Raw genomic sequence first — 22,311 nt, 5'->3', positions numbered from 1 at the left:
CGGCGAACCCGAACGACTGCTCTAAATGCGTGAAGGGCCCATACTTCATGCATGGAGGTCTCGCCTGCTATCGCCCGGTACTTCGAGGAACTCGAGGGAGAGCTCGATGCCGCGATACGGCTCGCCGCCGCCGCACGCGCCCGGGGACTCGATCCGAGAACGGAGATCGAGATCCCGGTGGCAAGCGACCTCGCCGACCGCGTGGAGGCGCTCCTCGGCTACAAGGGGATCGCGGCCCGGATACGGGAACTCGAGGCGGAGATGTCCCGCGAAGAGGCGGCGCTCCGCATCGGAGACGATTTTGCGGCACGAAAGTTCGGCGAGACCACGCCGGAGGAGATCCTCGACCACGCCATCCGCGCGGCGATGGCGCTCCTGACGGAGGGCGTGGTGGCCGCCCCGACGGAGGGGATCGGGAAGGTCAGTCTCGGGAAGAACGACGACGGGACGGACTACTTAAAGATCTACTACGCGGGCCCCATCCGGAGCGCCGGCGGGACGGCGCAGGCGCTCTCGGTGCTGGTGGGCGACTACGTGCGCCAGGCGCTCGGGATCAACCGCTACATTCCCCGGCCCGAGGAGGTGGAGCGCTACATCGAGGAGATCCGGCAGTACAACAACATCATGAGCCTGCAGTATCTCCCGAGCGAGAAGGAACTCCGGATGATCATCGAGAACTGCCCGGTCTGCATCGACGGCGAGCCGACGGAGCAGCAGGAGGTGAGCGGCTACCGGAACCTGGAGCGGGTGGAGACGAACACCGTCCGGGGCGGGATGGCGCTCGTCGTCGCGGAAGGGCTGGCGCTGAAGGCCCCGAAAGTCTTAAAAAACGTCCGCAAGATGAAGATGGAGGGCTGGGACTGGATCGAGGAGATGATCGGCGGCGGCCCGAAGAGCGATGACGACGATGCGAGTGCCGCGATCAAGCCGAAAGACAAGTACATCCGCGACCTGATCGGCGGCCGGCCGGTCTTTTCCTACCCGATGCGGAAGGGTGGGTTCCGGCTGCGCCTCGGCCGGGCGCGGAACACCGGGTTTGCGGCCGCAGGTTTCAACCCGGCGACGCTGCACATCCTCGGCGACTTCCTCGCGGTCGGGACGCAGATGAAGGTCGAGCGGCCGGGGAAGGCGGCGGGGGTCGTGCCGGTGGACTCGATCCAGGGACCGACGGTCAAACTCCGGAGCGGGGAGGTGCGCCGGGTGGACGACGCGGCGGAGGCCCGGCGGCTTGCCGGGCAGGTGGACGAGATCCTGGACGTCGGTGAGATGCTGGTCAGTTTTGGGGAGTTCATGGAGAACAACCACCCGCTGATGCCCCCGGCCTACTGCGAGGAGTGGTGGATGCTCGAGGGCGGCCCCCGCCACCCGGAGAACGAACTCGAAGCGATCGAGTTTGCGCTCGACGGGGTTCCGCTCCATCCCGACTACACCTACATGTGGGACGACGTCGCCCCGGCCGATATCGCCCGCCTCGCGGAAGCGGTCGGCACCGGCGGGACGGTCGAGGACGGGGTGCTGATGATCCGAAACACCCCCGAGACGAAGGCGATCCTCGAGGAACTCCTCATACCCCACCACCTCTCGGGGGACCGGCTGGCGATCCGCGAGCATCTGGCGTTCCTCGCCTGCCTCGGCCTGACGCTGCAGCTTACGAAGCGGCCGGCGTGGCAGGACGCGCCGATGGAGAACTCGCTCGATCTGGTGATGCACCTCTCGGGCTTTACGGTGCGTTCGCGGGCGGGAACCCGGATCGGCGGCCGGATGGGGCGGCCGGGGAAGTCGAAGCCGCGGGAGATGCGCCCGCCGCCCCACTCGCTCTTCCCGATCGGCGACGAGGGCGGTGCCCGCCGGTCGTTCCAGGCGGCCTGCTCCTCGAAACCCCGGTCGAACACCGACGGCGGGGTGATCGAGGCGGAGGTCGGGGAGCGGCAGTGCCCTGCCTGCGGCGCCTTCACCTACAAGAACCTCTGCGAGTGCGGGGCGCACACGAACCCGGTCTTCCGGTGCCCGAGGTGCGGCAAGGACGTCGGGCAGGACGTCTGCCCCCGGTGCAATGCGGAGACGGTCTGCCTCCAGAAGGTCACGATCAACGTGAAAGCGGAGTACCTGGCGGCGATGGAGAGCCTCGGGGTGCGCGAGTCCTCGGTCGCGCTCTTAAAGGGCGTGAAGGGCCTGATCTCGCGCGAACGGCCGGTGGAGCCGATCGAGAAGGGGATCCTCCGGGCGTTGCAGAACCTTTATGTCTTCAAGGACGGCACCGTCCGCTACGATATGATCGACCTTCCCCTGACTCATTTCCGGCCGGACGAGGTCGGTGTTCCGATCGAGCGGCTCCGCGAGCTCGGCTACACCCACGATACTTACGGCCGGGAACTCGTCTCGGACGACCAGGTGCTGGAACTCCGTCACCAGGACATCCTGGTCTCGGAGGGCTGCGGCGAGTGGCTCGTCCGGGTGGCGAAGTTCGTCGACGATCTCCTGGTGCGGCTGTACGGGCTCGAACCGTTCTATAAGGCGGAGAAACCCCTCGACCTCGTGGGCCACCTCCTGATGGGGCTTGCCCCGCACACGAGCGCCGGGGTGCTCGTCCGGTTGATCGGGTTCTCGAAGGCCCCGGTCGGCTACGGCCACCCGTTCTTCCACGCGGCGAAACGGCGGAACTGTTTCGCAGGCGATACGGAGATCACCGTCTCCGACGGGCGGCGGTGGATGTCGCTGCCGATCCGGCAGTTCGTGACGGAGAACTTCGATATATCGAAGCCGGGGCTTGACCACGTGGGGACGTTCTACTCCGATCCCCGCCAGCCGTTCTACGTCCGGAGCATCGATTCGCAGGGGAAGACCAGCCTGAAGAGGGTGACCTCGGTCTCCGTCCACCGCGCCCCGGCGCACCTCGTCCGGTTCGCGACAAGGCGGGGGAGGGTCCTTACGGTGACGCCCGATCACGCGATGCTGGTCTGGGACACGGATTACCTCCGGAAGATCAAGGCGCTCGAGGTCGCGGTCGGCGACCGCGTCCCGGTGGAGGAGGGCGGGCTCGTCGTGGCGGACGAGGTCGTCTCCCGCGAGACGGTGCAGGCGCTCGACGACCGGGTCTACTGCCTGACGGTCGCCGAGAACCACACGCTGGTCGCGAACGGTATCTTCTGCGGGCAGTGCGACGGCGACGAGGACTGCGTGATGCTCCTCCTCGACGGCCTGATCAACTTCTCCCGCGCCTACCTCCCCGAGACCCGGGGCGGGACGATGGACGCACCGCTGGTTTTGACGACCCGGATCGACCCCTCAGAGGTCGACAAGGAGAGCCACAACGTCGACGTCTGCGACCACTATCCGATCGAGGTCTACAACGGCTGTCTCGCCTACGCCCACCCCAAAGACCTCGATGCGTTCGTCGACCGGGTGGAGCGGCGGCTCGGGACCCCGGCGCAGTGCGAGGGGTTCCTCTTCACCCACCAGACATCGAACATCTCGGCGGGGCCGCTCGAGTCCACCTACACGAGGCTCGGGTCGATGCTCGACAAACTCGAGGCGGAGCTCGACCTCGCGAAGAGGATCCGGGCGGTGGACGAGGACGACGTCGCCGAGCGGGTCTTGAACACCCACTTCATCCGCGACCTCCAGGGGAACCTCAACGCGTTTTCCAAGCAGAAAGTCCGGTGCATGAAGTGCAACGCGAAGTACCGCCGGATGCCGCTCGCGGGGAAGTGCACCCGCTGCGGGGGGCACGTCATCCCGACGGTCCACGAGGGCTCGGTGAAGAAGTACCTGGAGATGTCGCGCAACATCTGCGCAACCTACGCGATATCGGACTACACGAAGCAGCGGGTGGAGGTGCTCTTCATGCAGATCGAGTCGACCTTCGGCGAGCCCCCGGAGAAGCAACTGGGGCTCGCGGATTTTATGTGAGAGCGGGTTCGCGGCCGGGGCTCCGGCGGCCGGCGGATGTCGGGGTGTCCGTCCCGGCGGGGCCGCCCGCCATCAAACTCATTACTTTTGAGGTTCAAGAGGTACAGGCGCGAGTGTTACCGAGCGGCCAAAGGTGATCGACTCAAGATCGATTCTCGAAGGAGTTCGCAGGTTCGAATCCTGCCACTCGCATTTTGCTCCTGAACACCAGTTTTCGTGAAAAGTGCAATTTAATATCATTCATTAATTAACAAGTTCACATTGATAAGTATTTTAAACCACGTTTCTGACCGTTTCGGGACTCTTCAGTAGTACAAAGGTTGGCTATCAAAATACGCAAAAAAGGGATTTCCTTATCATAATTTTACTTGAAATACCGGAATTTCAACCTTTGGGATATGAATATTCAAGCCACTGTTAGTAAACTCAATTTGAATCGCATTTGCTAAAACACAAAATTCATCCACATCTTTTATCACAAAATCCCAACTCCACCCCTCCTTCTCCATCACATCGTTTATTTGACAGGCTCTCATGACGAGAGTGTCGATTCCCCCGTTTTTTGAACTTGAATACCACGATATTGTAGATATATTTGACAGAATCTTACTTATTTTGGCTTTAACCTCGTCTGCATGCTCGGGTTTACGATATATGTTCAAAATCTCACTTGTTAATTCAGCAATCTCTTCTTTCTTCTTTATGAGGATTAACCTTTCATTTTCAGATATTTCCATGTATCAACATATGATCCTTAATGAAAAAATTTTACGTAACGACTTTGTTGAAACTCTAATCTCAAGCATAGAACTTAACTAAAAGGAAGGATCTACAAATTACAGTCCCTTGTTAATGAGCAAACCAAACACAAAGAGCAAAATTGGCATCCAAGCGATCTTAGTAGCCATACGATCTTCCTGTTTACCCCTCTGTTTCCACAGATGCACATTCACGATACCCTCTGCATGATCGGTTCTATCCAGATAGATGTTTCTCCAGTTCTGTAATCTGGAGAAGTTACATTGGAAATGCAACATAACGAGGGCGGCGGCAGAAGGTTTTTGACGGTGTAGAAGGAATAATCTGGCAAGGGGACGGATCTCAGGTAACTTATAGAGATACTGAGACGTTAATCCCGAGTATAACAATGTTAATTATTTCGAGATAATAAGTGAATGAACGACTGAAACCCTGATGCCAAGTGAGCTATACCCTAATCTGCTATATAGAATTTATACGACATTCTTCTGCAGTGAATGTCCCTATATTGTTTTAGAAGTTTGAAAAGATAAGAACATCCCCTGAAAATGATGATTAAAGGAGCAATATTCCATGAATCAGCAGGACCCATTCCCACAATTAATGAGTGAAATCATAGAGGTCTATGAAACATTAATTTCCGAAAAATCACTTTCTGATAGCGATAATAACTTTGTTATTCAAGCAATAAAATTCTTGAAAAATATTGAAAAAACGAGCAATCTAACATTAGGCAAGGTTCGCAACAATGAACTTTTCCAGTTTTTCAGTTTACTACTCGATTGTATAGGGCTTGTGTCCGCGACTAAAGGTAGCATACAACCATTGAAACTCGGCGATACGACACTTATTGGTCGAAAGAGAGATTTAAAGGGAGCATACAGAGGATCAGATCATCAAGTACGCCAAAACATGTGTGCTACGCTGTTTCAAGGTTGGATCCGAAGTGAATCTCCGCAGTATCATATCAGCAAGGACTTGAGATGTGTAGCCCCGAAAGGGATGCCAGCATGTGACTTCCAAGTTAAAGGTAATGGAATCTCGCCAACATTAATTGAATGTAAGCGAATTCATCCGTCGCGGGAAATAAAAGGACGAGAAGAACTTATTCGGCACATCATTGCAAAAGCACAAAAGCGGATCAATAGTTCCCTCGAACAATTCTCAAGTTCTGAAAAGTTTCTAAAAGATGGCGAACACTTGTGGCATCTCATACTGGACATATCTGAATATGGTAAGGATCGCTTTACTTCCTTTGAGGACTGCACCATACTTGGTCTTCTAGATACAGATGAAATTCAAGACGTGGTAAAGCACCTTGATGAAGTGGAAGTTGGAGGCCTTGATGAAATCACAATCTGCTGGTCAAATGTCATTTATTTTGAGAAAAAACCAAGAGCTCTTGTATATAATACATTTCACAAAATAATTGGTACACCCAGAGAACCACCCCTAAACTACAAAGGTTGGACGATAGAGTTCTATCCCTTTAGTAGGTGCTTCAATGAATACAGAGATTTACGTATTTCTTCAGTTGCTCGATCAAGAGATTGGATAAGAGTTTCTTGGCTTTCAAGTACCGACAATTTGGTGAGGTATGAGTTACCATAACATCAAACGAGATCGAATATTTGAGGGCGTGATGGCACTAGTATCTAGATCTTCTTGAGAGAATCTTCGGAAGGCAGTGTTGTGAGGATACCTCTCCGGTTCAATTAAAGATATCATCTAATAACCGTTTAGTAACCCGCCCCTCAAGCAACTCTCTCTGCCTTCGGAATGAAAAAGTATTCTCAATACCAATATCCTCGCCCCCTTCGATCAATAGATCCTCAACAGAGCTTTGCAATTGACTATTGATCAGTTGGGCAAAGACCTCCGGGACCATATTGATATTGCTAAGGCAAAGATTTCCAAATTCACGGACATCTATCATACTATTGATTTTCAAGATGATTTCGTCAATTTTTTCTGTAGAATTGAAGAAAGAATCGTAAGCCGAAATCAACTTTAGTTTCATCTGCTCAGCCGAAGCAGATGCTTCCAACATTTCATACTTTTTGTCCGAGTCCAAGTATGTTAGGTGGACATTGAAGAGTGTACTTGGTCTGGTTCGTTTCAGCATGTGTACGGCCACTTCTTTCGCAGCTTTATTCTCTGATAATGTCCTTAGAACCTCGATTAATTGCAATTTTGGGTCAATTTTCTTATCAATCCATCTCTGGATTTCCAGGCCGAACCTTATATCTGAAAGACTTTCATAAAACTTATCAAACGTCGTTTCTTCGCGAATAATCTCAGAAATCGCTTTACCATATATACTAATCCTGACGGCAATCTTTCCTTCTTGCCTTTGTAGATAATACTGGAAAACTCCTAAGATAATCCCAAATGATGCAATAATCTCAAAAAAATGTGGACTTGGGGAATAAGAGACTTCCAAGAGCACGTTGCTGATAAGATACGCTGCCCCAATTACTCCTAACCAGATCAGGAAAACGGGAAAAAGTTCGTAAAGAACATTAAAACTCATTGTTTTGAACCCTATTGGACCGCCCTTGATCAATGAAATGTTCCGCAGCTTTGATATCGTTTTAGAGGTTGTATTTGAGATCTTATCGACAGTAGCAGGGTTTTCAAGAAATATTGGTGATTTTTCGTGCTTTAATCTCTCATATAACCAAAAGACCCAATGTGTTTTTAAAAGTAGTACCGATATAACCCCGGCCCCTAGAAAGAGAAGCAACGGTAGCCCTGGAAGGAATTGATTGAAAAACAGATAAGCTATGACGTTTGCAATTAGAAACCCCATTACTTCAAGTGTTCTTAAAACTTCTACAATAAATCCCATATAACGCCTAAAGGTAGGTTATAAGCATTCTCATATAAAGAGTTACCATTAGGATGAATGCAGGCAAAAATGGAGATAGAGTTCAGTTTTTGAGCAAAATGCAGCCAAGTATTCCCATTCTTCGAGGCGGAAGAGATCGCTTCTCGCCGTTCCATAGGCCACACGGTATGTCTCGACGATCTCCTTGATCGTGATCGGCTTATCCGGGTGTTTGATGAGGAACTTGATGATCTCTGCCTGGCGAAGGCTCAGCCCTTCGTTCTTCTGAAGTATGATTAGCGCCCGCTTGTCCTCGCTGCTTCTTCTCGATGTACTTCTGGAATTTCAGAAATTGCTTCGATTGTTATTACCGCCATCTATCAGTTTGATACATTCTGATAGATATTGCAAACGAGGTGTCTGAAAGATTGTCAAGGTGGTCGACGCGTGCATCCAGGCCGGCGCTGTTGACAACACATAACCATCCGGATTCCGGCAGCCGGTTCTTTTCTACAATACACCACGGTGAGGCAAATTCATATCCCCTGCTCCCGATAGAATGCATTGAACACCTATTCTCGTCACGCTGGATCAGATCCGGAAAAAGCGGTCCAGGATTCTCGCGATAGCCGGGCGGCACGGGGCAACAAACCTGCGGGTCTTCGGCTCGGTCGCCCGGGGAGAGACCGGGCCGGAGAGCGACCTCGACCTCCTGGTGGAACTGGAGCCGGGCAGGAGCCTCCTTGACCACATCGCGCTCATCCAGGACCTGGAGGAAGACCTTGAGTGCCGGGTGGACGTGGTGACGGAGACGGCACTCAAGGAGCGCTACAAAAAGCGGATATTCAACGAGGCAGTGCCGTTATGAGGGACGGGAACGAACGGTTCCTCGATATCCTGGAAGCGATCGACAACGATCTGTGAAAATACTCATTTTAGTAGAAGTCATTCTTTTTTAGGGAGATCTCCCCGGCCCCGGAGCCGGAGACGCGGTGATTGCATCCGGACAGGAGATCCGGGATCACCCGTCCTCGGTCTGCAGTGCGGGGCAGAAGTTGCAGATCGAGAACGGGACATCCTTTTCGCGGTCACGGATGAGACAATAAAAAGACCCATTGTGCTCTTCGACCCGGAACCCTCCCGGGAACGGCATTCCCACCGGGTGACCCGGGCGGTCGAGCACGAAGATCGTAAATGCCGAGACCAGGTAATAAAAGGCCCGATGTCGGGGTGTATTCCGAAACGGGATCCGTTCCGGAGATTCATCCCGCCGGAAGCATCCATCGGGAATCATATTGCAGAACTCAACGAACGTTGCACGATCAGTGATCGGTTCGGTCATGGACCGGAACCGGCCCGACCGGTGCATGGCGAGAAGCTGGTGGTGAGCGCCGAATAACTGCTCGGTGATGAAGGGGTGCACCTGTTTCCGGTAGGGTTCGGGCAGCCGGATAATCTCCGCGTGCAGCCGCCCCCCGATGATCTGAAGATCCATGAGCGAGTAACGACTGACTTCTTCGGCGAGGAGCAATCCGAGATCTCCCTTTGTTACCGCGGCCGCCATCCGCCGGGCCATTTGATGGATTGCACCTGCTTCGTCCTCTGCCGTGATTGGATCGAACTCCTTCCAGTATGAGTATACTGATAATCTTCCATTAATCTGGCGGGCGTTGACAGCAGTTGCTGTCACTCTGCTGAAAACTGCTGTCATTGCTGTCATTGTCTGGATCCCCGTCCACCCGGACCGTGTTCTCACACCCGCCGGCTTCCCAAACTCATCCCAAAGAATCCAGATATTGGGAATGATATGGGCAACTCCCCAAATCGGCCCTAATGAGAGGGAATGCCAAAGGATCCGGACTACTGATTCCGATAATAATATCTCACCGAACGACGATTGTGAAACCATGGCGAAGCCACTGGAAACCGGGCTGGAACTGACTGGAGAAGATGCGCTGCGTTTTCACCGGTATATGGAAGGCCATGAGGAGCTGCCGCAACGCGGGCGTGAGATGTTGCAGGTTGCAATCCGGCTGGCCGAGAAAGAGCAACTTCAATAATAATAGGTACCTGAACGACATCAGGAGTTCACTCCTTCAAACCCCTGAATATGAAGATATACTCCTTGCCCGACTTCCGCTTCGCCAGGTATCCCAGCTCTTCGAGTCGGAAGAGATCGCTTCTTGCCGTTCCATAGGCCACACGGTATGTCTCGACGATCTCCTTGATCGTGATCGGCTTATCCGGATGTTTGATAAGGGATTTGATGATCTCTGCCTGGCGAAGGCTCAGCCCCTCGTTCTTTTGAAGAATGGTCAACGTCTGTTTGCTCTCTCCCTGCTTCTTCTCGATGTACTTCCGGATATTGTCGACCGCGGTCTTTACTGCCGCGAGATTGTAGCGGATGAAATACGTGAGGTCGTTTTCGTCGCTCTCGGTGTAGAGGTATGCGAGTTTGTACTGCCCCTCCGCGTCTTTTATCGCTCTCGATACCGCCATATATTCGAACAGCCAGTAGTCCTTCCGCAGCATATACCAGTAAAAGATACTCCGTGCAGTCCGACCATTTCCGTCATTGAACGGATGTATGTATCCTATCAGGAAGTGCAGGATGATGCCTTTGATCACCGGATGGATGAACTGCCCGTCGTCGTTGTTTGCAAAGGCGCAGAGTTCCTCGATGAGTCCTTCGATCAACGCGAAATCGGGAGGCGTGTGCAGGACATTGCCCCGCATATCAAAGACCCTGATCTCGTTGTTGTCCCTGAATCTCCCTTCGTCGTTCGGATCTTCGAGCGTATCCCGGGTGATGGTCTTGTGGATCTCTAAGATCAACTCCGGGGTCAGATCTTCGTCTTTTACCTGCGTGATCCTCTTCATCGTGATGTAGTTATTCAGGATCATCCTCTCGTCTTTCGTGGCGGGCTTCCTCTGTTCACGGAGCATCTTTTTTGCAATCGTCCTCGTGACTGCGGCTCCTTCAATCTGGCTCGATGCAATCGCCTCTTCCATCAGGGAGTTGGTGATGAACCGGTTCCGATCCTGGGGCCGCGAATCGAGGCCCGATGAGATGATCTCCGCTGCCGATCTGTCGAGAAAATGAAGGTTTTCGAGAAAATCATCAAGAAGGTTATATTTCAGCCGAAGATCGTCGAACGAGACATATTTCATATCCCTCTCTCTGAAGGCCTTCATCAGTATCCAGACGTAAAGGGGGTCTACCGGGAGATCGCGCCATTTGAGTTCCTCCCAGTGCAGGTACCGTTTGTTGTAGTTGAAGACCGCGTCGATCACATCTCTGGTATCCGCATGCTCCCAGGCCTTCTTTACATCTGCCGGAGAGTATTCGGGAGTGCGAGGGGGTTTCATGGTTTAATTTCATCTATTGCTTCGATCCTTATTATCATTATCTATCAAAATGTAACAAATTGATAGATGTTGTAGATGAGGGGATAGAGAGGTTGCTCGGGTACGCCTGTGCAGATGACAATTCCCCACAGATGCCTTTATGTATCTCAGTTGACATATACTCAACAAATGATGACAAGGGATCAACATGTGTTGAATTTAACTCAACAAATGGATAACCCCACCCGGCAACCCCCGCACAACAAGACCCCGGAGCCCACCCCGGCCGGGGACCTCCACCCCTGGGACTTCCTGGACGATTACGGCTCGCTCCTCCGGAAGTCGTCGCTGATCCTCCTCGTCGTCCTCGGAAGGGAATACACGAAACAGTTTCACGTCCGGGATCTCTCGCGGATGGTGGGGCGCGACGTCTCGCTCGTCAGCAGAAACCTCAAAGACCTGGAGGCGATGGGTCTGGTCGCCCGTGAAGACGTGGGAAACCTTGCCTTTTACCAGGCGAGGATGGAGAGCGTCCTCCTCCGGCAGACGAAGGTCTGGTTCACACTCCTGGAACTGCAGCCCCTCGTCCGCGACCTGCAGGAGGTGACGACGAGCGTCATCCTCTACGGCAGCTGTGCACGAGGGGAAGACACGTCTGCGAGCGATATCGACCTCTATATCGAGACCGCCGAAAAAGAACCCGTCCGGGAGGTGCTGGAACGGCACCGGGCCGCTCTCTCGCGGGAACTCTCCCCGGTCGTCCATACCCCGGACGAAACCTATCGATTAAAGACTGGGGATGCCCCATTCTTCGATAGTATCCGACAGGGGATTGTTCTAAGCGGGTGAAGAATGTCATACAGGTTTCAGGACTGCGTGAACCGCCGGGGTGTGGTCAAACGCCCCGCAAGCAGGGCGATGGTCGAGAAGGAGTTAGTCGAAGCGAAACGAGATCTCGATTCGGCGAAGAACTCTTTCTGTGACTCGGACTTCAAGTGGACGATCATCAAGGCATACTATTCTATGTTCCACACCTGCAAATCGCTGCTCTTTAGCGCCGGTTACGTCGAGAAAAGCCACGAGTGCCTTATAGCCGCCATCGAAGAGCTATTCGTCGAAAAAGGTGTGCTCCCTGCTGCAGTTGTCTCCGACCTCCGGAGGGCGAAGACCGCACGGGAGGCCGCCGACTATGGTCTGACGTACGGTGAAGCCTCCGCAAACGGAACCGTGCACGATGCCGGGGAGATCTTCGAGATAGTCTCCGGTTATCTTGCAGGAGAGGGGTTCGAGACGCCTTCCCCGTGATCGCCGGGAGAAGTCCCCGCCATCCCCATCCTATCGTCGAGCCAGTCGAACTTGGCGCCGAACGATTGCGCGAACGCCCCGAGCTGGCAGTGCGACCCGGCACCGTAGTCGTCGGAGAAGACCATAAGTTCCCGCTCGCAGGTGAGGTGGTCGTAGAGCGCCTTCGCCTGCACCCCGTCCGGGTCGAAGTGGTCGGCCGCACCGGCACAGACCAGCGTGGGGCAGCGTATCTCTTCGGCAACCCCGGCGAGCGAAAATTCCATCCACTTCGCCCAGAACTCCGCCGGCGACCCGACATCAAAGACGAACATCCCGTTCTCGTTCAGCCATCGGGTGCCGGTATCGTGGGCCATGACGTCGCGGATGGCGTCGTTGAACTCGACCGGATCCGTCTGCAGCCACTCCCGGAGTTCGTCTTCCGTCAGGTTCCCTGCCCCGCCGGCCTCCAGGTTCGCGAGGAGCGTCTGTCCGACATCGTAGGTGCCCCCGTCCGCGACCAGCGCCGCGATCCGGGGCTCGTATGCGGCACCGCGGGGAGCGAGGTAGCCCCCGAGCGAGATCCCCCAGAGCGCAATCCGACCTTCGTCGACGTCGGGCCGGCTCACCGCGTAGTCCACGACGGGCCCGATCACCTTCTCCCAGTCGTGGCGGAACGGGATCTGCTGAACCCGTATCACTTCGCCCTGGCCCGGCCCCTCGAACGTCAGGACGTTGTATCCGCGCCGGATCCCCTCCATCGCGTACGGGTGGAGTTCCTCCTGGCAGCCGTCGAAGCCGGTCTGGACGATGAGCAGCGGCCGGGGTTCGCCGGAGTCGTCGACCGCATAGAAGTAGCCCGGCAGCGTGGTATTCTCGTACGGGATGGCGACGATCTCGTAGGGGACGGCGTCGAGCGCGAGCGCGTTGCGGAACATTTCCCGGCTCATCCCCCACGTCTCCACGATGCGGGGGTCGGTGGCGTTGCCGTGCAGGAAGAACTCGGCCGTGCGGTAATACGTCGCGGCCCGGTAGTACGCTTCCATTGCGGTGACCCTGTGCCCGGCGGCGAGACTCTCGTCGCCCGCCGCCCTGAAGTTGTCTGCGGTCGCTTTCCACTCGCCATACCAGCTCTCGAAGTCCCCTTCCCTGATCCTGGACGCAGTGGCAAGGCACTCGCCGATATCGGCCTCTCCCGAATACGAGGCGCCGAGTGTCCGCTGGAGTTCGAACGCAAACTCCCGATCCGTAAACACGAGCGCCGGGCAGTCGGAGGCCTGTGCGGCAACCGGCGTGGCGGGAGGCGATACTGGCGACTGCTCGCCCGTCGCGCTGCAGCCCGCGAAGACGACGGAGAGGATTGCGATGAAAAGGGTGATCGTGGTTATCAGGGTTCTGCCGGGTTTCACGGTGGATCGTAAAAGGATCACGTAACAGGGGAGATAATGGTTGCGATGTTCGTGCGGACTCTCGATACGTCGCCTATTAAAAAAAGGTTGCATAACTGTCCGGCCCCGCCATGCGCCGGTGGTATGATGAGCTGGGCAGCGATACAGGGGGGGGTTCGGGACGCCCTCCCCGTGATCGCAGAGGTGCGCCCGGCGGAGGGTGATGACAACGCTCTCGTACTCAACCGGACCCGGTTTTTAGCACAACCTGAACTACAGAACCCCGCAAAAAAAGGTTTCACTCCGCCCCGGGCTTCACGTCGACGGCAACCCCCGGCGGGGCAAACTGCCGTTTCACCATCGAGAAAAGATACGGCAGAGCGAGCGCAAACGCCGCAGATCCGAACGCCAGGAAGAGGTTGCCGTAGGTCGCGACAACCGCGATGACCGGCACCATGGCAAGCGTGGAGACGAACAGGCCGAGGTTCATGGCCACCGAGAACCCGCCGCTTGCCCTGCCGATGAACGGTTTCGGCGTGATCGCGGCGATCCAGCTCAGGATCGTCGGCATCAGGATGCCCTGGGCCAGACCGACGAGGATCACGGAGACCCCGACGGCGGGAAGCGACGTGGCAAACCCGAGGCCGCACAGACCGGTTCCGAAGCAGGCAAAGCAGAGGGTGAGCAGGGTATACCGGTGGAACCTCCAGGCAACTCTCCCGTAAACGAGTCCCACGAGCGAGGAGGCGCAGCCCATGGCTCCGAGGAATATCCCGGCGGTAAGCGCGAAGTTTTCGCCCAGGATCCGCGCTGCATCCAGATTCGCAATCAGATAGGGGAACTTCGTGGGCACCAGGAAGAAGAGCAGGTTCCCGAGGAACACGGTTGCATATGCAGGGAGGAGGAGGGAGGCCGGGAAGGTCTCTTCGGGTGCTCCCGCCGTCTTCTCGACGTTCACGCGAGCGGGTTCCCTCATCGTCAGGAGAACGCCCGCGAGAATGACGACACCGACCAGATAGATGAGAAACGCCGCACGCCAGGATATCCCTGCGAGATAACCGCCGCTGGTCTCGAGGACCACCACTCCCATGCCCATTGCGGCCGCCTGGTATCCGAGCACCCTGGTGCGGGAGATCCCATCGTAATAACAGACGATCAGGGCGGACGTCGTGCAGATGATCCCGGCGATGCCGATCCCGAGGATGAACCTCCCGGCCAGTATTGCGGGTAAGGAGGTGAGGAAATATCCGGAGCATCCCGCGATGGAGAAGATAGCAACAGAGACGGCAAGGACCGGTATTTTACCGATCCTGTCCGAGAGTTCTCCGACGAAAAAGCCGGTGAGGGCTATCGCAAGCGCGGGAAGTGTAATGATCATGGAGATCGTGGCTTCTGGTTCATCGGGAAATGCTTCGCTGATCAACGGTAGAGCCGGCGCGACTGCAGCTCCTCCCATGAGAACCATCATGGCTGCAAGCAGGAGGAAAAGCAGCGTCCATCTCGTTGGTCTGAACGGTGTAACCATGCCTTATTCAGTTGTCCGTAATGCGACATGAAGGAAGTGCACCTGAATACAGTAGCAGATTGCCGTGATCGATGATTCGTCGTTGTTCCACTCGAGACCGGATGAGCAGGGGTGAGAGCGGAGTGTATGCAATCCCGTCGGCTTGCGGTTGGCGATCCCCCGCGGAATCCGCGAAGATCCCCGTGGCGGAGGTGGGGAGAGCGCATCGTAATCCGGTTTGACAGGATTAGAGCGGTAAGAAACTGCGTATGAAAAGATTATTCCATCAACGTCCGCAATCCTGAATATGAACCCCGGAACCCACCCCATACCAACGATACGCTGCCCGGACTGCAATCTTCCGCTTCAGGTTACGGTCGAGCACCTGCAAGAGAACAGACCGATCGTCTGCGGCGGCTGCGGCAGGCTTGTGACCCTTCGCGACGCCGACGGATCGGTTGAAGACCGCCTAAAAGAGTTCAGGGCGGCGGCTGAAGACCTCGACCGCCGCACGAAGCGCTGACCGGTTCGGTCGTAGCGATAAAAATAGCCGGAGGAGGGCTCCTCCCCCGTATCCCGTTATCCCCGGACCCCGGCTGTGTCGGTTGGGACCCTGACTTCAAATCCCAGAGCGCGTTCAAGGGAATTCTTTAGATCGTTGAAGAAGGTGAAGACCGGTTCGAGCAGTTCCTGGGGTTTCGCTCTTTGTTCAACGCTGAGTATCCCTCCCTCATAGATCGTCCTTGTCCCGGAGTCCCAGATCTCAACGGTCACCACACCCTCTCTGATAAACAGGGTATCGCCGACAAGCAGGCTATCTCCTCTATATACAGGAAAGATCCGGGCATTTCTAAGGATCTCCGCTCTGCCCTGAATAGATGTCACCGTTCCTGCTTCAGTTTGTCCGTAATCCACGTAAATTATCCCGCTGCCCGACGGGGTTTCCGTCACCTCGGGAGCCGCCGCCTGTCCGGAGCTGCCGCCTGCCCGTTCGATCAGGATCGCGGTTCCCCCGGTGCCTCCGCCGAGCATCGTCGTATCGCTCCTGTCGACGAGCTGGATGTCTGCAAACGAGCCGCGCTGCAGGGTGATGATATCTTTATGGCGGAGTGTGTCGCCCACGCCGGCAGGCTGAACGCTCGTGCCGCGCGTGATGGTGATGGAATACGCACCGACATCCGAAGCCGGGGTGATCGAGACGATTCGACCGAGAACAGTCTCATCCGTGTAGACCTGCAGTGTGGTATGCGAGCCGGCCTGCGCCGCTGCCGGCGGAACGCAGAGCATGAGGAGCCCGAAGATGAGAAGGAGACGACAACAGTTCGATAGGGATTGCATAATAGTGAATGAAATATCTTGTATAAAAAATATTAGTAAAGAAAACCGCCGGGTGTGAATAATATTGGCGGATTCTGGGATTTAAGGAAAAATAATATCACAAACAGCGGTAAAGAACACGGTACCCGCAATGATCATATAGTCTCGCGAAATCTGCGTGGCGCCGCCCGCGACACCCCTTCGCGAGACGGTTCCCTGCTGCCCGAGAGTGCCGGGCAACCACTCAAAAAAAGAGGATTATCCGATCCGCTGGTTGGTCTTCGGATCCATGTAGAGCGGGTCGCGAGGTTTGGAGGCTTCTCCCAGTTCCGCGGTCGGGAACGGGAACTTCTCGAAGAGCGACGTGAAGATGTAGTCCAGGAGTTTGTCGGCCGCTTTGATCGGGTCTATGAAGACATACCAGTCGATCTCCCGGTCCGAATTGGGGACGCCGACCTTCACCTTCACATAGAGAGTCTCGGCAGCCGCCGTTCCTAACTCCTGCGTCACATAGGACGCGCCGAAGCCGAAGATCTCCTCCACGTACTTCTGGAGGATGGGGCCTACCGCTACGTCCTCCGTGAGGGTGTTCACGCCCGGAACCGCGAGTTTGCCCTCCGGCATCATGTCCTCGAGCATCTTGGCCGCCGACGAGTTCAGGAGCTTGGAGAGGCTCGAATTCGGGTCGTTGACCTTGCCCTTGAGGAAACTGCCGAACTTGTTCTTGAAGAACTCGAGCGAGATGTCGGAGAACGACGAGATGATCGCGTTGTACAGGCTGCGTTTGCCGTTCTCGTCGAGATCGAAGGTGTAGTGGCGCACCAGGTTGAATACGCAGAGCCCCGCGATCACCTGGGCGAGCTTCTTCGGGTTCGCCTTCCCGATATCCTCGAAGCACGACTTGGTGTAGTTCTCGATCATCTCGGAGATGTGCACACCGACCTTGATCTCATCCCAGTTCACCCCGTTACCCATGAAGAGGTCGGCCGAGAGCTCGCCGATCAGTTCGACCGTAAGCTCCTTCGTCGGGGTGAGGATCGCCTCTCCCGCAGGCCCCGTGTAGATGGTCATGAGGTAGGAGAACGCCTGGTCGCCGAACCACTTCACGACGGAGAGGAAGGTGATCCAGTCGTCCATGGTGTCGGCGGTCTCCATGAAGTCCGCCGACTCCTGGGTGTAGTAGACGATCGAGTCATAGACGATCTTCTTGCTCATCAGGCGGAGCTCGGCGGCATTGAAGTTCTGCACGTTCTCCCGCAGGAACCGGGCGGTGTCCGGATTGATGCCGAACTTCTGGATCCTCTTCTTTAAGTTCGCAAGTTCGGTCTCGCGGTCCTTGCGCACCCCGAGTTTGTCGCCGATGAGGCGGATCGGGAGATCGAGTTCATAGGTCTCGTCGCCGTACTCGCAGGTGATCGGGAGTTCCAGGAAGTAGGGGTTCCTCTCGTCCTCGCCGATCTGCTGGGCGGGGGTGAACTTGTAGGCCTTGTTGGTGTTGTCCGGCTTCTTCTCGATGGTGTACTTGAACCTCGAGGCAAGGACCTCCGTCCTCTGGTCGGTTCCCTTGAGCTCGCCGAACTCGGGCGCGTACTCCGTCCCGTCCAGGAGTTTCACCACTTCCTTCTCGTTCTCGGTCACCCTGACGGCGAGGTTCACGATGAATCCGGTCGCTGCAACGTCGTCTTCTTCCGTGTCGAGATCGTCGTAGGCTGCAAACTGGGCGTGTCCCTCGTCGTCGTAGACGACGTCGGTGACGCTGAGACCCTCGGGATAGAAGATCACCGTGAACGCTTCTTCGACGATCTCGTCATCCTCGCAGGTGGCGATGACTCTGGCGCCGTATCTCGTCACCGGCGCTCCCTTCTCGGGCAGCGGGCTCGTGTTGACGATCTTTGCAATGTAGTGCGTATCGTCGATCTTCTCTAGCGAGCTCGTGAACGGCGCCTCGTCGAGTTGGGTGATCGTGACCTCCTTGGGCGGTTCGATGAAGTCGACGAGTTCGACCTCGACGTCGTAGGTCAGCCCGTCGCCGTAGAGGACGTTCAGCCGCATGTCCATCGCCGCCCCCTGCTCGGGGAACTTGATCCTCGGCTCGCCGATGATCCGGAAGTGGATGTTGTTCGTGAACGACCCGCCCTTTCCGGTGTAGGCCACCCTGACGATACCCTCTTCCGCGAGTTCGTTCTCGTCCGCAGACACGAACGCTCCCATGTAACTGCCGGCGAGCGTCTGATCCTCGACCCGGAGCCCGCCGCCGGAGGTTATCGAGAGCGTCGCGGTGAGGTCGTCACGCTCGATCGTCTGGCCTTCCGCGGTGATCTCGATCATCTGGGCGTAGATGGTCTCGGGGCTCTTTCCGCAGACGATATAATCCTCGAAGTCTTTGCGGGTCCTCATCCGGTAGGTGCTGGTGCGTTCCGTCTCGCTGCCGCCGTTGCCGCCACCGCCGCCGGCCGCCGCTGCAGCGCCCGCAACCGCGGCCCCCGCGGCACCGATCCCGGTTATAACCGCGAGCGGTATGCCGTAATCGCTCTCACCGGCGCCCCCGCCCGGAGTGTTGATGGTGAACGAGCCGGCGCCGTAGCCGCCGAAGACCTCTTCATAGTTCCCGACGATGAGCGTTGCCTTTGCGTTCGCCGCATCGGCGATGATCGAGTCCACGACCTCGTTCGCATCCTCGTACGCCCTTTTCATCTCGGAGAGTGCTATAGCTACCTGGTTCTCCGAGGGATACGGATCATACGTCAATGACCGGCCGTTGTCATGTTCGAGGCCGACATGACCGCGCAACCTGATGTGGGCGAGCCCCGAGCCCGCCGGGTAGAAGTCCTCACGGATCACGTAGTAGGTGAACGTGTTCTCCAGGTGGTTGTCCATGGAGCCGCCGCCGGCCGCCCAGTTGGAGTCGTCCGTCAACTCGCGCACGCCGACGACGCGGTGTCCGTTTATGGTCGTATCCACGTACTCGATCCTTGCGCTGGAAGTTGCGACCGATTTTTCGAGTTCGGTCTTCAAGTAGCTGGCATACTCGCTCACCGTCTTGTACTTCGTGGTGAGGCCGAACTCGGTGAAGATGTAGCGGCCGCAGGTGACTTCTCCCGTACTCTTCCTGATCTCGCCGCCGCCTGCGTCGCCCTGATAGGTGTAACTGTAGACGTCTGTCGGGATCTCGGTCAGGACAAGCCGTTCAGCCTCGGGGTCAATCTTTCCGAGGTTGCCGATGATCAGCAGCGTGTTCTCGGTCGCAAGAAGTTCGTCCGTCCCTTTCTTGTAGACGCCGATCGGCATCTCGACGACGAACCCCTCGTCTTCCATGCTGTGGATGTACTTGCTCGCCAGTTTGTAGTCGTAGTTGTTGGTATCGGTGAGCGAGTAGCTTGCAGCCGCGGTTCCGGAGAGGAGTGAGGCTGCAAGGAGTACGAGCAGAAGTCTCGTCATCGCCCTCATGCCGGGACGCCCCCTGCCTGCTTCTGAACCGTAACCATGAGAACAGCACCGACCGCCAGGAGGACGAAACCGGCGATGTAACAGATATACCCCCCGAAGACGGAGAGGACGACGCCGAGAGCGAACCCTCCGGCCCATCCCGCCATCACCTTCGTGACCAGCCCGGAGTCGGCCCTGCCCTCTCTCGCAAAGACCGCGGCAAAGACCTGCCGCACGCATCCCGCCCGGTTCGCCAGCGCACGGGCCGCAATGAGGAACGCCACGACTCCCACCATGCAGTTCATGATCGTCGACGTTCCCGCGAGGAAGTTGTAGACGAAGAGGGCCGCGCCGCCGCCGACGAGAAGCGGGGAGATCGCCGCCAGGTCCCACTTCCCTCCGGAGAACTGCGCGGCAAGAGAGCGGACGTTCGAGACGATGCTCTCGCCGGATATTCCTCCGACGATGAGCAGCGTCACGAAGTAGGCGATCAGGCCCTTCCCGATGAGGCCGCCAATGAGCCCCGGCACGCCGCCGGAGAGCCCGCCCCGCGCGAAGGTCAGGAAGGAGAGGGACTGCACGGGCGCCGGGTTGAACCCCAGGGCCGGAAGTATGGTCAGCGCCAGCCAGACCAGAGCCATGATTCCCGCGGTGATCAGGAGTTTTTTATTGTGCAGACCGCTTTTGAATCCCTCGATCCTCTTGTGCACGCATCCTTTCACGACCTCGCCCGCAGAATGCTTGACCGGTATGCCTGCCGCATCGTCCGCCGCACCGGACACGGCCAGCTCGCCGGAGAGCACGCACTCGCCCGCCTCCGCCGCTGCGCGGGCGTCGCCGTCCCGGGCATAGTTGCCGTCGTCTGTACGCGAAGATGCCGCAGATTCTTCGCGCATCTCCTTGATACTCGCTGAAACATTGGCCGATGCAGAGTCAATCATCACGGTTGCCTTATCGGCGGCAACGGATGCGACTTCCTTGCACCTGCCAAAAATTTCGTTCACTTTGTCGTCGTTTGCCATTGTTGCTCAACACCCCTGGAAATTCAGTGAATTCAGTAATATAGAATTAATCTCCTCCGTAATCCGGTGTGTCTCGGAATCAACGATTTTTCCCAATGGAAAATATTATATCATTGGATTAGATCCATATAACACATCCTAAATGTGTTGTCCCGGACAGGGCCGGCCGGACGCGAGAGTGATGAAGAACTCGCCCGGTTTGAAGAACCGTTCTTAATAATGCACCTGATCCGGAACCGATCGGCCCAGGGGTCATTGCAGTCCCCGGGGCCGTCCCTTGCATGACCAGAGATCCATTATTCCGCAGTTCGACTACCCGCAGAAACCGCCACGACGGCTCGTGCCGGAACACGGGTACGCCCCCGATCTGCCGTGGAATGCATTTCAGAAGATTAATCCGGACGTCGGGCATTTTTACTCTTTGTAAGGAACTCGTATGACCGGAGAGGCTGGAAACTATCTTAATGCTGCAGCCCGGTTGATAGCGACAGCAGGCGGGATGTTTCTTCTCTTCGCCATAGCGATGGAATTTCTGGAGACATCGCCTGTCCTCTTCTCGGTCCTCCTCGTGTACCTGGTCTACTGCGGGTATATCCTGCCGGAGATCGACCGCCGGAGAGGGGCGTCCGGGGCCGCGGAGACCGTTCCTGGAACGGGAACCGGCCGGTCGGACCGGTTTTTCCAGTTAAAAACGGTCTTAATGCTCCTCACGATAACGGTCGTCTCCTTCCTCTTCCTGCACCTCCTGATTATCGTGATGCACGAGTTCTCGCATAGTTTCTATGCGTACTTCCTCGGTTGGAAACCCGATCCGTGGGATATCATCTACGGGAGCATAATAGGAGCGCACTGGGACGAGAACGTCGATTATTCGGCTATTTTTGCCGCGGGAGAGGGTCCGGCCGCCGCGGCCATCGCATTTGCCGGCCCCTTCTCAAACATCATGCTCTTCTTCGTGACCGTCGGGCTCATGTCGACAAAAAGCGTGAAGAACCACCGCTGGATATACCATTGCACCTTCTGGACGTGCGTCATCACGTTCGCGATGGTCTTCGAGTATGTCTTCACCCGCTCCTTCCTGCAACACGACGACTTTGGCAACATCAATCACGGGCTCGGGATCTCACCATGGTTAATCTTTATCGCCGGGACGCTCCTCGGGATTCTCGGGCTATACTATACCATCGTATATTTACTCCCGGAATACCACGCAATCGTGACCCCTCACGAGCGGCCGCTACAGTACGTGACGGTTTCGGCGGTATGCTTCGTCATCTTCCTCTTCTACATCGGCCTCCGGATCACCGCTTACCCGGCTGTTCCCGAATGGTGGTGCGGGGTTGTCGGTATTGCAGCACTGTTTATCGTTTCGTTCGCGGCAAGCCCCGCCCGACGGTGGGTGCAGAGGAGCGTGGAAGGGCGCGGCGTGCAGGAGCCGTCCCCGCCGCGTCCGGAACCCTTCCGGTCATGATCGGGTGGCTCGAAGACGAGAAAAAGTGTATTCTAAAACCCGTCACCAGATGACTG

The 22,311-nt window shown here is 56.5% G+C and carries 17 protein-coding genes and 1 tRNA gene; 9 read left to right on the top strand and 9 right to left on the bottom strand.

What is annotated here, in order from left to right:
• The first annotated feature begins 51 nt into the window (after window positions 1–51).
• Both MEMAR_RS10490 and MEMAR_RS10485 read left to right on the top strand, forming a co-directional pair.
• Entirely contained in the window at window positions 52–3,909 is a 3,858-nt protein-coding gene (locus tag MEMAR_RS10490) for a DNA-directed DNA polymerase II large subunit (RefSeq protein WP_011844956.1), read from the top strand.
• 109 nt (window positions 3,910–4,018) lie between these two features.
• Window positions 4,019–4,101 (top strand) — tRNA-Leu (locus MEMAR_RS10485).
• Between the two features lie 164 nt (window positions 4,102–4,265).
• Here MEMAR_RS10485 and MEMAR_RS10480 read toward each other — a convergent pair.
• Window positions 4,266–4,646, bottom strand: coding sequence for a hypothetical protein (locus tag MEMAR_RS10480; protein ID WP_011844955.1), 381 nt, complete (start codon window positions 4,644–4,646; stop codon window positions 4,266–4,268).
• A 595-nt stretch (window positions 4,647–5,241) separates the two neighbouring features.
• Here MEMAR_RS10480 and MEMAR_RS13025 point away from each other — a divergent pair.
• A complete protein-coding gene (locus MEMAR_RS13025; protein ID WP_011844954.1) occupies window positions 5,242–6,279 on the top strand; it encodes a hypothetical protein in 1,038 nt (345 codons plus the stop codon).
• A gap of 100 nt (window positions 6,280–6,379) precedes the next feature.
• On the opposite strand, the gene MEMAR_RS10470 is transcribed toward MEMAR_RS13025, so the two are convergent.
• Complete coding sequence (locus MEMAR_RS10470; RefSeq protein WP_011844953.1) at window positions 6,380–7,519, bottom strand: hypothetical protein; 1,140 nt, start codon at window positions 7,517–7,519, stop codon at window positions 6,380–6,382.
• Window positions 7,520–8,072: 553 nt separating this feature from the next.
• On the opposite strand from MEMAR_RS10470, the gene MEMAR_RS10465 reads away from it, so the two are divergent.
• Window positions 8,073–8,366, top strand: coding sequence for a nucleotidyltransferase family protein (locus MEMAR_RS10465; RefSeq protein ID WP_048063839.1), 294 nt, complete (start codon window positions 8,073–8,075; stop codon window positions 8,364–8,366).
• Window positions 8,367–8,519: 153 nt separating this feature from the next.
• On the opposite strand, the gene MEMAR_RS10460 is transcribed toward MEMAR_RS10465, so the two are convergent.
• The gene (locus MEMAR_RS10460) at window positions 8,520–9,407 is read right to left on the bottom strand and encodes a DUF2115 domain-containing protein (RefSeq protein WP_245526598.1); all 888 of its coding nucleotides are present in this window, start codon (window positions 9,405–9,407) and stop codon (window positions 8,520–8,522) included.
• Between MEMAR_RS10460 and MEMAR_RS13185 the strand changes: the two genes are divergently transcribed.
• Window positions 9,406–9,558 carry a hypothetical protein gene (locus tag MEMAR_RS13185; protein WP_187147922.1) on the top strand — a complete coding sequence of 51 codons (153 nt, stop codon included), beginning with the start codon at window positions 9,406–9,408 and terminating at the stop codon, window positions 9,556–9,558. The genes MEMAR_RS10460 and MEMAR_RS13185 overlap by 2 nt on opposite strands.
• 28 nt (window positions 9,559–9,586) lie before the next feature.
• On the opposite strand, the gene MEMAR_RS10450 is transcribed toward MEMAR_RS13185, so the two are convergent.
• The gene (locus tag MEMAR_RS10450) at window positions 9,587–10,867 is read right to left on the bottom strand and encodes a Fic family protein (protein ID WP_011844950.1); all 1,281 of its coding nucleotides are present in this window, start codon (window positions 10,865–10,867) and stop codon (window positions 9,587–9,589) included.
• A gap of 210 nt (window positions 10,868–11,077) precedes the next feature.
• On the opposite strand from MEMAR_RS10450, the gene MEMAR_RS10445 reads away from it, so the two are divergent.
• The gene (locus tag MEMAR_RS10445; RefSeq protein WP_011844949.1) at window positions 11,078–11,695 is read left to right on the top strand and encodes a nucleotidyltransferase domain-containing protein; all 618 of its coding nucleotides are present in this window, start codon (window positions 11,078–11,080) and stop codon (window positions 11,693–11,695) included.
• Window positions 11,696–11,764: 69 nt separating this feature from the next.
• Entirely contained in the window at window positions 11,765–12,151 is a 387-nt protein-coding gene (locus tag MEMAR_RS10440; RefSeq protein WP_187147921.1) for a HEPN domain-containing protein, read from the top strand.
• Here the strand turns inward: MEMAR_RS10440 and MEMAR_RS10435 are convergent.
• Both MEMAR_RS10435 and MEMAR_RS10430 read right to left on the bottom strand, forming a co-directional pair.
• Entirely contained in the window at window positions 12,112–13,536 is a 1,425-nt protein-coding gene (locus tag MEMAR_RS10435) for an alpha/beta hydrolase family protein (RefSeq protein WP_011844947.1), read from the bottom strand. The genes MEMAR_RS10440 and MEMAR_RS10435 overlap by 40 nt on opposite strands.
• 277 nt (window positions 13,537–13,813) lie before the next feature.
• Window positions 13,814–15,040: an MFS transporter gene (locus MEMAR_RS10430; RefSeq protein ID WP_011844946.1), complete on the bottom strand. Its 1,227-nt coding sequence runs from the start codon at window positions 15,038–15,040 to the stop codon at window positions 13,814–13,816.
• 286 nt (window positions 15,041–15,326) lie between these two features.
• Here MEMAR_RS10430 and MEMAR_RS10425 point away from each other — a divergent pair, with 286 nt between their 5' ends.
• A complete protein-coding gene (locus tag MEMAR_RS10425; protein WP_011844945.1) occupies window positions 15,327–15,542 on the top strand; it encodes a hypothetical protein in 216 nt (71 codons plus the stop codon).
• Between the two features lie 56 nt (window positions 15,543–15,598).
• Here the strand turns inward: MEMAR_RS10425 and MEMAR_RS10420 are convergent, their stop codons facing one another.
• The 3 genes from MEMAR_RS10420 to MEMAR_RS10410 form a co-directional block, all read right to left on the bottom strand.
• The gene (locus MEMAR_RS10420) at window positions 15,599–16,357 is read right to left on the bottom strand and encodes a hypothetical protein (RefSeq protein WP_011844944.1); all 759 of its coding nucleotides are present in this window, start codon (window positions 16,355–16,357) and stop codon (window positions 15,599–15,601) included.
• Between the two features lie 237 nt (window positions 16,358–16,594).
• On the bottom strand, window positions 16,595–19,774 hold the full coding sequence (locus MEMAR_RS10415; RefSeq protein ID WP_245526597.1) for a hypothetical protein: 3,180 nt from the start codon (window positions 19,772–19,774) through the stop codon (window positions 16,595–16,597).
• A gap of 5 nt (window positions 19,775–19,779) precedes the next feature.
• On the bottom strand, window positions 19,780–20,784 hold the full coding sequence (locus tag MEMAR_RS10410) for a hypothetical protein (RefSeq protein WP_011844942.1): 1,005 nt from the start codon (window positions 20,782–20,784) through the stop codon (window positions 19,780–19,782).
• A gap of 499 nt (window positions 20,785–21,283) precedes the next feature.
• Between MEMAR_RS10410 and MEMAR_RS12525 the strand changes: the two genes are divergently transcribed.
• Window positions 21,284–22,255, top strand: coding sequence for a hypothetical protein (locus MEMAR_RS12525; RefSeq protein ID WP_011844941.1), 972 nt, complete (start codon window positions 21,284–21,286; stop codon window positions 22,253–22,255).
• The last annotated feature ends 56 nt before the right edge of the window (window positions 22,256–22,311 follow it).

Origin of the sequence: Methanoculleus marisnigri JR1 (genome assembly GCF_000015825.1) — an archaeon.
GTDB lineage: Archaea > Halobacteriota > Methanomicrobia > Methanomicrobiales > Methanoculleaceae > Methanoculleus > Methanoculleus marisnigri.
Note: the sequence above shows the minus strand (reverse complement) of the source record. Positions and strands in the feature narration are given on the sequence as shown.